The organism is Achromobacter sp. UMC46 (assembly GCF_014170335.1).
GTDB lineage: Bacteria > Pseudomonadota > Gammaproteobacteria > Burkholderiales > Burkholderiaceae_B > Achromobacter.
The window spans coordinates 201,913-213,978 of the sequence record NZ_LZZS01000040.1; the positions used below are offsets into that span (position 1 = coordinate 201,913).

General features: G+C 66.4%; 10 protein-coding genes. 6 read left to right on the top strand and 4 right to left on the bottom strand.

Translation table 11 applies throughout. The features are described 5' to 3' along the window. Positions 1-146: 146 nt before the first annotated feature. Genes A9973_RS29460 through A9973_RS29470 form a run of 3 tightly spaced genes read left to right on the top strand, consistent with a single transcriptional unit; the run spans position 147 to position 2,929 of the window. A complete protein-coding gene (locus A9973_RS29460) occupies positions 147-704 on the top strand; it encodes a shikimate kinase (RefSeq protein WP_183017194.1) in 558 nt (185 codons plus the stop codon). Further along, positions 701-1,777 (top strand): 3-dehydroquinate synthase, encoded by a 1,077-nt coding sequence (aroB, locus tag A9973_RS29465; RefSeq protein ID WP_183017097.1) that lies wholly within the window; start codon positions 701-703, stop codon positions 1,775-1,777. The genes A9973_RS29460 and aroB overlap by 4 nt, the downstream gene beginning before the upstream one ends. 24 nt (positions 1,778-1,801) lie before the next feature. Then, positions 1,802-2,929 carry a deoxyguanosinetriphosphate triphosphohydrolase gene (locus A9973_RS29470; RefSeq protein WP_183017098.1) on the top strand — a complete coding sequence of 376 codons (1,128 nt, stop codon included), beginning with the start codon at positions 1,802-1,804 and terminating at the stop codon, positions 2,927-2,929. Between the two features lie 17 nt (positions 2,930-2,946). Here the strand turns inward: A9973_RS29470 and A9973_RS29475 are convergent, their stop codons facing one another. Both A9973_RS29475 and A9973_RS29480 read right to left on the bottom strand, forming a co-directional pair. Further along, on the bottom strand, positions 2,947-4,140 hold the full coding sequence (locus A9973_RS29475; RefSeq protein ID WP_183017099.1) for a M20 aminoacylase family protein: 1,194 nt from the start codon (positions 4,138-4,140) through the stop codon (positions 2,947-2,949). A 34-nt stretch (positions 4,141-4,174) separates the two neighbouring features. Beyond that, positions 4,175-5,185, bottom strand: a complete 1,011-nt coding sequence (locus tag A9973_RS29480) for a tripartite tricarboxylate transporter substrate binding protein (RefSeq protein ID WP_183017100.1) — start codon at positions 5,183-5,185, stop codon at positions 4,175-4,177. A gap of 107 nt (positions 5,186-5,292) precedes the next feature. Here A9973_RS29480 and A9973_RS29485 point away from each other — a divergent pair, with 107 nt between their 5' ends. After that, entirely contained in the window at positions 5,293-6,195 is a 903-nt protein-coding gene (locus A9973_RS29485; RefSeq protein ID WP_183017101.1) for a LysR family transcriptional regulator, read from the top strand. 20 nt (positions 6,196-6,215) lie between these two features. Here the strand turns inward: A9973_RS29485 and A9973_RS29490 are convergent, their stop codons facing one another. Both A9973_RS29490 and uvrA read right to left on the bottom strand, forming a co-directional pair. Beyond that, positions 6,216-6,878, bottom strand: coding sequence for a glutathione S-transferase family protein (locus A9973_RS29490; RefSeq protein ID WP_183017102.1), 663 nt, complete (start codon positions 6,876-6,878; stop codon positions 6,216-6,218). A 52-nt stretch (positions 6,879-6,930) separates the two neighbouring features. Continuing rightward, entirely contained in the window at positions 6,931-9,786 is a 2,856-nt protein-coding gene (uvrA, locus tag A9973_RS29495) for an excinuclease ABC subunit UvrA (protein WP_183017103.1), read from the bottom strand. 192 nt (positions 9,787-9,978) lie between these two features. On the opposite strand from uvrA, the gene A9973_RS29500 reads away from it, so the two are divergent. Then, on the top strand, positions 9,979-11,163 hold the full coding sequence (locus A9973_RS29500) for an MFS transporter (protein ID WP_183017104.1): 1,185 nt from the start codon (positions 9,979-9,981) through the stop codon (positions 11,161-11,163). A gap of 300 nt (positions 11,164-11,463) precedes the next feature. Next, positions 11,464-11,985, top strand: a complete 522-nt coding sequence (gene ssb, locus A9973_RS29505; protein WP_169273366.1) for a single-stranded DNA-binding protein — start codon at positions 11,464-11,466, stop codon at positions 11,983-11,985. Positions 11,986-12,066 lie beyond the last annotated feature (81 nt).

The window sequence follows — 12,066 nt, forward strand, 5'->3', positions numbered from 1 at the left end:
TCTGTAACAAGATAGTTCAATGTGGTGCGCGGGCAACTGGCGGCAGATGTGATAATGCCGTCATGAACTTTTCCGCCCACTCATGTCCGGAGGCTGATCCGGACCCAGCGCCCTCCGACGAGGGGACTGAAAACTTGCCTTGCGCCATGGAGTGCACAGGCAAGACCGTGTCGTTGCCGCACGACCTGCCCGTCTTCCTGGTCGGGATGATGGGGGCGGGCAAGACGACCATCGGCCGGAGCCTGGCGCGTGCGTTGGGACGCGAGTTTATGGATCTGGATCATGAGCTCGAGGCGCGTTGCGGCGTACGGGTGCCGGTAATCTTCGAAATCGAGGGCGAAACCGGTTTCCGTCGCCGTGAGTCCGCCGCTTTGGAAGAGTGTACCCAACGGCGCAACATTATTCTTGCCACCGGCGGGGGCGCGATCCTGGCGGCGGAAAACCGCCAGCGCCTGCACGAACGCGGAATCGTCGTCTATTTGAGGGCCAGCGTGGACGAATTGTTCCGCAGGACCTGCCGCGACCGCAACCGCCCCTTGCTGGCCACCGCGGATCCCCGCGGCACCCTGCGGGATCTGATGACCCTGCGGGAACCCCTCTACAAGGAAGTCGCCGATCTGGTGGTGGAAACCGGGTCGACGCCCATCCACACCCTGGTCAAGGCGCTGCTGCCGCAATTACAAGCCTTTGAGAAGCGCATATGAACGTTGTTGACGTCGACACCCCGGGCGGAAGCTATCCGATCCATATCGGTCCCGGTCGCATCGATGCCCTGGACCAATGCATCCCCGCCGACGCCACCGCAATCGCGGTCGTCACCAACCCCACGGTGGCGGCGCTGTACGGCGAGCGCGCCGAGGCGGCGCTGGCCCGCAGCGGCAAGCGGGTGCTGCGCATCGAACTGCCCGACGGCGAGGCCTACAAGGACTGGCAATCGCTGAACCTGATTTTCGACGCCTTGCTGACGCATCGCCTGGACCGCCGCTGCGTGCTGGTGGCGTTGGGCGGCGGCGTGATCGGCGACATGACAGGCTTCGCGGCCGCCGTCTACATGCGCGGCGTGCGCTTCCTGCAGGTGCCCACGACCCTGCTGGCCCAGGTGGATTCGTCGGTGGGCGGCAAGACGGCCGTCAACCATCCGCTGGGCAAGAACATGATCGGCGCCTTCTACCAGCCAGTGGCGGTGGAAATCGACACGGATGTGCTGAACACCTTGCCGGCGCGTGAAGTTTCCGCCGGCCTGGCCGAAGTGATCAAGTACGGCCTGATCCTGGATCCGGCCTTCTGGACCTGGTGCGAAGCCAATGTGCAGCCATTGCGCGACCTGGACCCGCAAGCCGTCGCCTACGCCATCCGCCGCTCTTGCGAACTGAAGGCGCAGGTGGTGGGCAAGGACGAACGCGAGTCCGGCCTGCGCGCCATCCTGAACCTGGGCCATACCTTCGGCCACGCGATCGAATCCGGACTGGGCTATGGCGCCTGGCTACATGGCGAGGCCGTGGGCTGCGGCATGGTGCAGGCGGCTGAATTGTCGGCGGACGTGGCGGGCTTCGACCGCGCCGACGTCGAGCGCGTGCGCGCGCTGGTGGCGGCCATCGGCTGCCCGGTGGTGGCGCCCGACCTGGGCGCGGACCGCTGGCTGGACCTGATGCAGGTGGACAAGAAGACCGAGGGCGGCTCGATCCGTTACGTGCTGATGCCCCGCATCGGCGAAGCCTTCATGCAGTCCGCTCCGGACGACGCGGTGCGCGCCGTCCTGGCCCGCACCACTCAATAACCGCGACCGGAGACGGTGTTGCAGATGAAAGAACTGGCTTCCTACGCATCCGACCCGTCTCAATCGCGCGGCCGGGCCTATGCCGAGCCGCCGCCTGAAAATCGGACGGAATTCCAGCGCGATCGCGACCGCATCGTGCATTCTGGCGCCTTCCGGCGCCTGGAATACAAGACGCAGGTCTTCGTGAACCATGAAGGTGACCTGTTCCGCACGCGCCTGACCCACAGCCTGGAAGTGGCGCAAATCGCCCGCACGCTGGCCCGCAGCCTGGGGCTGTCAGAAGACCTGACCGAAGCCATCTCGCTGGCGCACGACCTCGGCCACACGCCGTTCGGGCACGCGGGGCAGGACGAGCTCAACGCCTGCATGCGCGAACTGGCGCCCGAGGCCGGCGGCTTCGAACACAATCTGCAAAGCCTGCGCGTCGTCGACGAGCTTGAAGAACGCTACGCGGACTTCAATGGCTTGAACCTCTGTTTTGAAACCCGGGAAGGCATCCTGAAGCACTGCTCGACCGCGCACGCGCGTCAACTGGGCGACGTGGGCGAACGCTTCCTGAACCGCACCCAGCCGTCGCTGGAAGCGCAACTGGCGAACCTGGCGGACGAGGTGGCCTACAACAACCACGACATCGACGACGGCTTGCGTTCCGGGCTGATCACGCTGGAGCAGCTGCAAGAGGTCTCGATCTTCGAACGCCACCATGCCTATGTGCTGGACCGCTATCCGGGCCTGGCCTCGCGCCGCGCGGTGGCCGAAACCATACGGCGCATGATCAATACGCTGATCGTGGACTTGACGCAGACGTCGCTTGCGCGCATCCGCGACGCGGCGCCGGCCAGTGCCGACGATGTGCGCCGCGCGCCGCCGCTGGCGGGTTTTTCAGACGATATCCGCCGCGAGGCCGATGCGCTGAAGAAGTTCCTGTTCGACAACCTGTACCGGCACTTCCAGGTGCTGCGGATGACCGCCAAGGCGCGCCGCATCGTGCGCGAACTGTTCGTGGCCTTCCTGGAAGACCCGCGCCTGCTGCCGCCGGATTACCGCCGCCCGGCCTTCAATGACCAGGCCCGCGCGATCGCCGACTACATCGCCGGCATGACCGACCGCTACGCCATCCGCGAACACAAGCGCCTGTTCGAGATGGCGTAGGGCGGGCAGGCCGTGCCTCAGCGCGCCAGATAGCGCTGGGTCAGCAACACCCAGTACGCCGCGCCCACGGGCAGGCTGTGGTCGTTGAAATCGTAGCCGGGGTTGTGGACCATGCAGGCGCCGTGGCCGCTGTTGAAGCCGTCCGCCGAGCCATCGCCGTTGCCGACCAGCAAGTAAGAGCCGGGCACGTCTTCCAGCATGAAGGCGAAGTCTTCGCTGCCGGTCAGCGGCCGGGTCTGCGGATCCACGTTGTCGGTGCCGACGAGTTCCACCGCCACCTGCCGCGCGAAATCGGTTTCGGCCAGGGTATTCACCAGCACCGGATAGCCGCGGCCATAGTCGATCGTCGCTCGCACCTGGTAGCTGGCCGCCTGGTTGTGGACCAGTTCGGTGATGCGCGCCTGCAAAGTGTCGCGCACCGTCCGGTCCAGCGCGCGGACGCTGAGCTTGAGCGTCGCGGTCTGCGGAATGACGTTGTTGGCGCGGCCGGCATTGAACGCGCCCACGGTGATCACCGCCATGTGCAGCGGGTCGATGTTGCGGGCCACGATGCTCTGCAACCCCATCACGATCGCCGCGCCCGCCACGACGGGGTCGGCGGCGCGGTGCGGCACCGCGCCGTGCCCCCCCACACCCTCCAGCACGATGGTGACGTTGTCGGACGAGGCCATGGTGGGGCCGTCGCGCAGCAGCAGCTGGCCTTGCGGGTGGCCGGGCATGTTGTGCATGGCGAAAATGGCGTCGCAGGGATATTTCTTGAACAGCCCGTCCTCCATCATGCGTTTGGCGCCGCCCAGCCCCTCTTCGGCGGGTTGGAAGATCAGGTTGAGGGTGCCGTCGAACTCGCCATGCCTGGCCAGATGGTGCGCCGCCGCCAGGAGCATGGCGGTGTGGCCGTCGTGGCCGCAGGCATGCATGACGCCCTCGTTGCGGCTGGCGTGGTCCAGGCCGGTGGCCTCCTGGATGGGCAAGGCGTCCATGTCGGCGCGCAGGCCCAGGCGCTTGGGGCCCGTGCCGCGGCGCAACTGCCCGACGACGCCGGTGCCGCCCAGTCCGCGTTCCACGTCATAACCCCATTGGGTGAGGCATTGCGCGACCAGGTCGCTGGTGCGGAATTCCTGGAAGCCGAGTTCGGGGTGGCGATGGATGTCTCGCCGGATCGAGATGAACTCGTCGGCCTGGGCGGTCAGGGTCTGCAGGATCGGATGCATGGCGGGTGGTTCCTTGTCTTGGGGGCGGCGTCGGTCAGGGTTTGCCGGCCAGTTCCAGGCGGCGGGCGATGTCGCGGAAGCGGCCGGTTTCGCTGCGGTACATCGCTTCCGCCGCATCCGCGCCCATGGGTGCCGAGACCTCGATGTTCTGGAATTCCAGGCCGCGTTTCACGGTGGGATCCTGCATGGCGTCGTTCAGTGCCGCGTGCAGGCGCAGGACCACGTCGTCGGGGGTGTCGCGTTTGACGAAATAGCCGGTCCAGGTGGTGAAGTTGAAACCCTTCAACTGTTGGCCTTCATTGACCGACGGTACCGCCGTCAAAGACGGGAGCTGGCTGCGTTGCGGGTCGAGCGTGGCCAGCAGCTTGATGCGGCCCTGTTCGGCCAGGGCCATCTGCTGCTGCGACAGCGGCAGGATGGCCAGATCGACCTGGCCGCCGCCGATATCCTGCATCAGCGGCGCGCCGCCCTTGTAGGGCACGTGGATCATGGTCGCGCCAATGGTGCGGGCCAGGTGTTCGCCCAGCACGTGGTAAAGCGAGCCGACGCCGACGCTGCCGAAGGTGAGCGGCTGGGACGCCGAGCGCGAGCGCGCCAGCGCGGCCAGTTCGTCGGCGCTGTTGGCGGGCAGGTCGCTGCGCGCGACGATCACCAGCGGCGCCATGCCGATCATCTGCACCAGCCGGAAATCCTCGCTCTTGAGCTTGACCGCGGGGTTGGCGATGGGCGACAGGATCAGTTCGTTGGGGGAGCCCTGGAACAGGTAGTAGCCGTCGGATTTGGCCGCCAGGACCTTTTGCGCGCCCAGCGCGCCGCTCACGCCGCCCAGGTTCTCGACCAGCACGGGCTGGCCCAGCGTCTTCGACACGGGGGTCGCCACCAGGCGGGCGATGGCGTCGGAAGTGCCGCCGGCCGGGTAAGGCACCATCATCATGACGGGCCGGCTGGGATAGTCGGCCGCCCGGGCCTCCAGAGCCGGCAGCAGCGCTGCGCCCAGCGCCAGCGCACAGGCCGTGCGGCGCAGGTGTTCGGAAAGCGTGCTCACGAGTTTCCCCTTGTGATGTGGTGGTGATCCGCATGCTAGGGACAGGTCTCGCTAGTTGTCTAACGAATTGTTATCCTGGAAGCTATAAGAAAAACTCATAGTTGAAGATGAACCTCAAACAGCTCGAGCATCTGCTGGCGGTCGCTGAAGCAGGTTCTTTCAGCCGCGCCGCCGACCGCATGCATCTGACGCAATCGGCGTTGAGCCGCAGCATCCGCCTGCTGGAGGAAGACCTGGGCGCGTTGCTGCTGGACCGCATGGGGAAGCGCACCGAGCTGACCCCGTTGGGCCTGACCGTGGCCGGCCGGGCCCGGCGCATCCTGTTCGAATCGGCCGAACTGCGCCGCAGCGCTGAGCTGCTGACCCACGGGGACCAGGGGACCCTCCGCATTGGCCTGGGTTCGGGGCCTGGCGCGATGCTGATGACGCCGCTGCTGACGCATGTCGCGCAGCGCCACCCGCAATTGCATCTGGAACTCATGCGCGGCCCGCTGGAGGCGCATTTGGCGCTACTGCGCGAACGGCGCCTGGACGCGCTGGTGGTCGATACCCGGGGCATCTCGCCCTCGGCGGACCTGCGCATCGAACCGGTCTCGCAGATGCGCGCCGGTTTCATCTGTCGGCGCGGCCACCCCTTGGCCAGCCAGGCGCGGCCGCCGCGGTTCGCCGATATTGCGGCCTATCCCTTGGCGTCCACTTTTCTTGCGGCCGATACCGAGCGCATCCTGATCGAGCATTTCGGCATCGAGCCGGATCCGCGCCTGTCGGTGCGCCTGCGCTGCGACGAGATCGGCAGCCTGCTTGACGCGGTGCGCGTGTCGGACGCGGTGTTCCTGGGGATCGTGGGCGCGGCCCGCGCCGGCATCGCCGCCGGCGAATTGATGGAATTGCCCAGCGATCCGCCGTTGCGCAGCCACGCGCTATTCGCGCTGGTGACCTTGACAGGCCGCACCGAAGCGCCCGCGATGGCACTCGTGCGCGGCTTCATGGCGCAGCGGCTGCACGATTGAGCAGACCGACGCGGCGCGGTTCAGCGATGTTTTCGGTAGGGCTCGTCTTCGGGAACGAAGGTGGCCTCGGCGCGCGCATCGCGCATCCATTCCTGCATGGCCGGCAACGCCAGTACCGCGTCCATGTAGTCGCGCACGGGGCCGGCGGCGGCAACGCCATAGGTGGTGAAGCGCGACACGACCGGCGCGAAGAACGCATCCGCGATCGAAAACGCCCCGAACAGAAACGGGCCGCCCTGGCCGAATTCGGCTCGCGTTTCACGCCAGATGGATTGCAGGCGCAAGACGTCCTGCTTCGCCGCTTCGGGCAGGTCGATGCCGGGAAGATGCGCTTCGATGTTCATCGGCATGGCCTGGCGCAGCGCACCGAAGCCGCTGTGCATCTGCGCCGCCAGCGATCGCGCGCGGGCGCGCGCCTTCGCGTCTTTCGGCCATAGCTGCGCGTCGGGGCGCTGTTCGGCCACGTATTCGCAGATGGCCAGGGAATCCCAGACGGCGAAATCCCCGTCCAGCAGTACCGGCACCAGGCCCGCGGGCGACACCGCGCCCACCTGGCGCGTGAACGCTTCCGTGAAAAACCCGAGCTTTTGCTCGGTAAAGGCAACGCCCGAGGCGCGCAGTGCGATCCAGGGGCGCAAGGACCACGACGAGTAGTTCTTGTTGGCGATGATCAAGGTGTACATGCCGTATTTCCTTACACAGGGGTTGCCCGGGTTTTCGCTTCGGTGTGCAGGTTCATCGTGCGGCATTGCGGCGCAGCAGCTTGCCCAGGTACTGCCCGGTGTGGCTGGCCGCTGCGGCCGCGACATCTTCGGGAGTGCCTTGCGCCACCACGTAGCCGCCGCCGTCGCCGCCTTCCGGACCCATGTCGATCAACCAGTCGGCCGTCTTGATGACGTCCAGGTTGTGTTCGATGATGAGCACGGTGTTGCCGCTGTCGACTAGCTGGTTAAGCACTTGCAACAGTAGCTCGATATCGCGGAAATGCAAGCCGGTGGTGGGCTCGTCCAGGATGTACAGCGTGCGACCGGTGCTGCGGCGCGACAGTTCCTGAGACAGCTTCACGCGCTGCGCCTCGCCGCCCGACAGCGTGGTCGCGCTTTGGCCTAGACGAATATAGGACAGACCGACGTCGATCAAGGTGTGCAGCTTGCGGGAAATCGCGGGCACGGACTCGAAATACTCCAGCGCCTGTTCAACCGTCAGGTCCAGCACTTCGCTGATGTTGCGGCCGCGGTAGCGGATTTCCAGCGTTTCGCGGTTGTAGCGCTTGCCGTGGCAGACGTCGCAAGGCACGTACATGTCGGGCAGGAAGTGCATTTCGACCTTGACCACGCCGTCGCCCTGGCAGGCCTCGCAGCGGCCGCCCTTGACGTTGAAGCTGAATCGGCCGGGGTCGTAGCCGCGCGTGCGCGCTTCCGGCACGCCGGCGAACAGTTCGCGGATGGGCGTGAACAGGCCCGTGTAGGTGGCCGGGTTGCTGCGCGGGGTGCGGCCGATGGGGCTTTGGTCCACGCTGATGATCTTGTCGAAGTTCTCCAGCCCCTGCATGGACACGTAGGGGGCGGGCTCGCTTTGCGCATGGTGCAGCTGGCGCGACACCGCGATCGCCAGCGTGTCGTTGACGAGGGTGGACTTGCCGGATCCCGACACGCCCGTCACGCACACCAGCCGCCCGGCCGGAATGCGCAGTTCCACATCCTTCAGGTTATTGCCGCTGGCGCCGGTCAGCGTCAGCCAAGGCAGTTCGTCGTTGACCGGACGGCGCGGCGGGATCGCGATCTCGCGCGCGCCGCTCAGGTACTGGCCCGTCAGCGAATTCGGGTCGCGCTGCACGGTGTCGGGATCGCCCTGCGACACGACTTCGCCGCCGTGCTCGCCCGCGCCCGGGCCCATGTCCACCACCCAATCGGCCATGCGGATCATGTCTTCGTCGTGCTCGACGACGATGACGCTGTTGCCGAGGTCGCGCAGGTGCTGCAAGGTGCCGATCAGGCGGTCGTTGTCGCGCTGGTGCAGGCCGATGGAGGGTTCGTCCAGCACGTACATCACGCCGGTCAGCCCCGACCCGATCTGGCTGGCCAGCCGGATGCGCTGCGCTTCGCCGCCCGAGATCGTGTCGGCGCTGCGGTCCAGCGACAGGTAGTTCAGGCCGACGTTGTTCAGGAAGCTGAGCCGCGCTTCGATTTCACGCACGATGCGCTGCGCGATCTCTTGCTTGGCGCCGGTCAGGTTCAAGTCGCGGAACCAGGCCAGGCAGGAGGACAGCGGCATGGCCTCGACTTCGTAGATGGCCTGGCCATGGCGTTCGCCGCCGCGCGGATCGTGGCCGATCAGCACGTTGCGCGCTTCGGGGCGCAGGCGCGATCCGGCGCAGTCCGGGCAGGTCTTGATATTGCGGTACTTGCCCAGTTCTTCGCGCACCGTCGCCGAATCCGTCTCGCGCCAGCGGCGCTCCAGGTTCGGGATGACGCCTTCGAACGTGTGGCGCTTGACCGTGCTGCGGCCCTTCTCGTTCAGGTACAGGAACGAGATCTCTTCTTCGCCGGAGCCGTACAGCACCTTGTCGCGCAGCGCTTCGGGCAGCTCTTCGAAGGGGGCTTCGATGTCGAATTCATAATGCGCCGCCAGGCTCGTCAGGAGCGAATGCGTGAACGCGTTGCGGCGGTCCCAGCCGCGGATCGCGCCGGCGGCCAGGCTCAGTTCCGGGAAGGCGACGACGCGTTTCGGGTCGAAGAAGCCCACTTGGCCGATGCCGTCGCAACTGGGGCAGGCGCCCATCGGATTGTTGAAGCTGAACAGCCGCGGTTCCAGTTCGGGCAGGCTGTGACTGCATACCGGGCAGGCGTAGCGGCTGGAGAAGACCTGTTCGCGTTCGCTGTCCATGTTCAGCGCCAGCGCGCGGCCGTCGGCCAGCAGCAGGGCGGTTTCAAAGCTCTCCGCCAGGCGCTGCTTGCTTTCGGGCTTGATGCGCAGCCGGTCGATGACGACGTCGATGTCGTGCTTCTCGGTCTTCTTCAACGGCGCCATGCCGTCGATTTCCACCAGTTGCCCGTCCACGCGCAGCCGCACATAGCCCTGCGCTTGCAAGCTGGCGCATTCGTCTTCGAAGCTGCCTTTCTTGCCGCGCGCGATGGGCGCCAGCACCGCCAGGCGCGTCTCCGGCGTCCAGCCCAGCACCGCGTCGACCATCTGGCTGACGCTTTGCGCCTGCAGCGGCAGGCCGTGGTCCGGGCAGTAGGGCGTGCCCACGCGTGCATACAGCAGGCGCAGGTAGTCGTGGATCTCGGTGATGGTGCCGACGGTGGAGCGCGGGTTGTGCCCCGCGGCCTTCTGCTCGATCGATATGGCCGGCGACAGCCCTTCGATCAGGTCCACGTCCGGCTTGTCCATCAGCTGGAGGAATTGGCGGGCATACGCGGACAGGCTTTCCACGTAACGTCGTTGGCCCTCCGCATACAGCGTATCGAACGCCAGCGAGGACTTGCCCGAGCCGGACAGGCCGGTGACGACCACCAGTTTGTGGCGCGGCAGGTCCAGCGAGACGTTCTTGAGATTGTGGGTGCGTGCACCCCGGATGCGTATTGTCACGTCGGTCGGGCGTCCATAGGCTCTTTTAAGCGGTTTCAAAGGCCAACTTGGTACTATAGCGCGCCGAATCCCCCTGCGTTCAGGGTAGTTCGTCAAGTTGGACTGAACCGGGTCCGGCGCGGCACCGCTAGATCAGACCGTGAGCGTGTGACATTCACGCGCGACCGCCCTTGTCATTGTTGAAATTTCCGCATGTCGGCAGATACCAGACTGAAATTGACCCCTTCCGAGCGCCGCGCCAGCATCGCGCTGGCCGGCCTGTTCGCCGCGCGGATGCTGGGGCTGTTCCTGTTGTTGCCGGTGTTCGCCGTGGCGGCCGCCGGGCTGCCGGGCGGCAACGACCCGGTCCGGGTCGGCCTGGCGCTGGGCATGTACGGGCTGACCCAGGCGTTCATGCAGATCCCCTTCGGGCTGGCGTCCGACCGCTGGGGCCGCCGCCCGGTGGTGCTGTTCGGCCTGCTGCTGTTCGTGGCGGGCAGCATCGTCTGCGCCCAGGCGACGGACGTCTACTGGATCACCATCGGGCGCGCCATCCAGGGGGCGGGCGCGATTTCCGCCGCCGTCACCGCCTGGCTGGCCGACGCCACCCGCGACGAGGTGCGCACGCGCGCCATGGCCATGGTGGGCGGGTCGATCGGCCTGTCGTTCGCCGTGTCGCTCGTCCTGTCCCCCGTGCTGGTGGGCTGGTGGGGCCTGTCGGGCCTGTTCTGGACCATTGCCTGTCTGGGCGTCGTCTGTCTGGCCGTGGCGCGCTTTGTCGTGCCGGTAGTGCCGCGCACGCAGGCCCGCACGATGCAGGCCGCCAATCCACGCGAAGTCCTGACCCACCGCGACCTGCTGCGCCTGAATTTCGGCGTGTTCGTGCTGCATTTGATCCAGGTGTCGTTGTTTGTCGTCGTGCCGGCGCTGCTGGCCAAAGTGGGCGGCCTGGACGCGCGCGAGCTCTGGAAAGTCTATCTGCCCGTCATCCTGGTGTCGTTCGTGCTGATGGTGCCCGTCGTCTTCATCGCGGAAAAGCGCCGCGCACACCGGGGCGCTTTGCGCGCCGCGGTGGCGGGGCTGGTGGTGGTGTGCGCCTTGCTGCCCGCGGCCAGCCACGGTTTCTACACGTTGGCCATCGCGCTGACGGGGTTCTTCGTGGCCTTCAACGTGCTGGAAGCGCTGCAGCCGTCGCTGGTGTCGCGAGTGGCCCCGCAGGCCTACAAGGGCCTGGCGCTGGGCTTCTACAACACGGCGCAGGCGGCGGGCCTGTTTGCGGGCGGCGCGCTGGGCGGATGGCTGGCTTCGCATTCGGGCGCCAGCGCCGTCTTTGTCGGCGCCGCAGTCCTGTCCGCGATCTGGCTGGCGGTGACCTGGGCACTTCGGCCCCTGGCCTGATCCTTGCGGGGATGCGTCCCCGACTTGGCGGGAAAGTCGCCGATTGTGCCGCCTACGGCGGCCAACAGCCCCGAATTCGTTTTCCGGGCTGGACGGATTTGTCACCAATGGCGTTTGGCGTACTGGGCGCTTTTCGTCGATAATACGTACCAAATTATGGCTTCACCCGGCGTCGCCGGTCATCCTTGCGGTGACCGGCGTGTTTCATGAAGCCGGTCTTCAACATCGCTTTTTATGTTGTTGCCGGCGCGCTAGCGGCAACGCACAGGCGCAGGCTGTCAACAACAGAGGGACAACGGCATGGCATCGGTTAACAAAGTCATTCTCGTGGGCAATCTGGGGCGCGACCCGGAAGTCCGCTACAGCCCCGACGGGGCGGCAATCTGCAACATGTCGATCGCCACCACTTCGTCCTGGAAGGACAAGGCCAGCGGCGAAAAGCGCGAAGAAACCGAATGGCACCGCGTCGTCATGTACAACCGCCTGGCTGAAATCGCCGGCGAATACCTGAAGAAGGGCCGCTCGGTCTACATCGAAGGCCGCCTGAAGACGCGCAAGTGGCAAGACAAGGACACGGGCGCTGACCGCTACAGCACCGAAGTCGTCGCCGACCAGATGCAAATGCTGGGCGGCCGCGAAGACGGCGGTGGCGGTGGCGCAAGCTTCGGCGGTGGCGGCGGCTACGACGACGCCCCGTCGCGTCCGCAGCAGCAACGCGCCCCGGCGCAACGCCCGGCGCCCCAACAGCGCCCGGCCCCCGCAGCGGCTCCGGCCAGCAGCGGCGCCAATCTGGCCGACATGGACGACGACATTCCGTTCTAAAACGGATTCGCGGTACGTTTATGCGGAAAGCCCGCCTTCTTCGGAGGCGGGCTTTTTTCTGGCTGCCGCATGGCGACTGGT

Bases quoted from the DNA above. Each gene is read 5' to 3' on its own strand.
- A9973_RS29460 (WP_183017194.1), top strand. From the start codon at position 147: ATGGAGTGCACAGGCAAGACCGTGTCGTTGCCGCACGACCTGCCCGTC.
- aroB (WP_183017097.1), top strand. From the start codon at position 701: ATGAACGTTGTTGACGTCGACACCCCGGGCGGAAGCTATCCGATCCAT.
- A9973_RS29470 (WP_183017098.1), top strand. From the start codon at position 1,802: ATGAAAGAACTGGCTTCCTACGCATCCGACCCGTCTCAATCGCGCGGC.
- A9973_RS29475 (WP_183017099.1), bottom strand. From the start codon at position 4,140: ATGCATCCGATCCTGCAGACCCTGACCGCCCAGGCCGACGAGTTCATC.
- A9973_RS29485 (WP_183017101.1), top strand. From the start codon at position 5,293: ATGAACCTCAAACAGCTCGAGCATCTGCTGGCGGTCGCTGAAGCAGGT.
- A9973_RS29490 (WP_183017102.1), bottom strand. From the start codon at position 6,878: ATGTACACCTTGATCATCGCCAACAAGAACTACTCGTCGTGGTCCTTG.
- A9973_RS29500 (WP_183017104.1), top strand. From the start codon at position 9,979: ATGTCGGCAGATACCAGACTGAAATTGACCCCTTCCGAGCGCCGCGCC.
- ssb (WP_169273366.1), top strand. From the start codon at position 11,464: ATGGCATCGGTTAACAAAGTCATTCTCGTGGGCAATCTGGGGCGCGAC.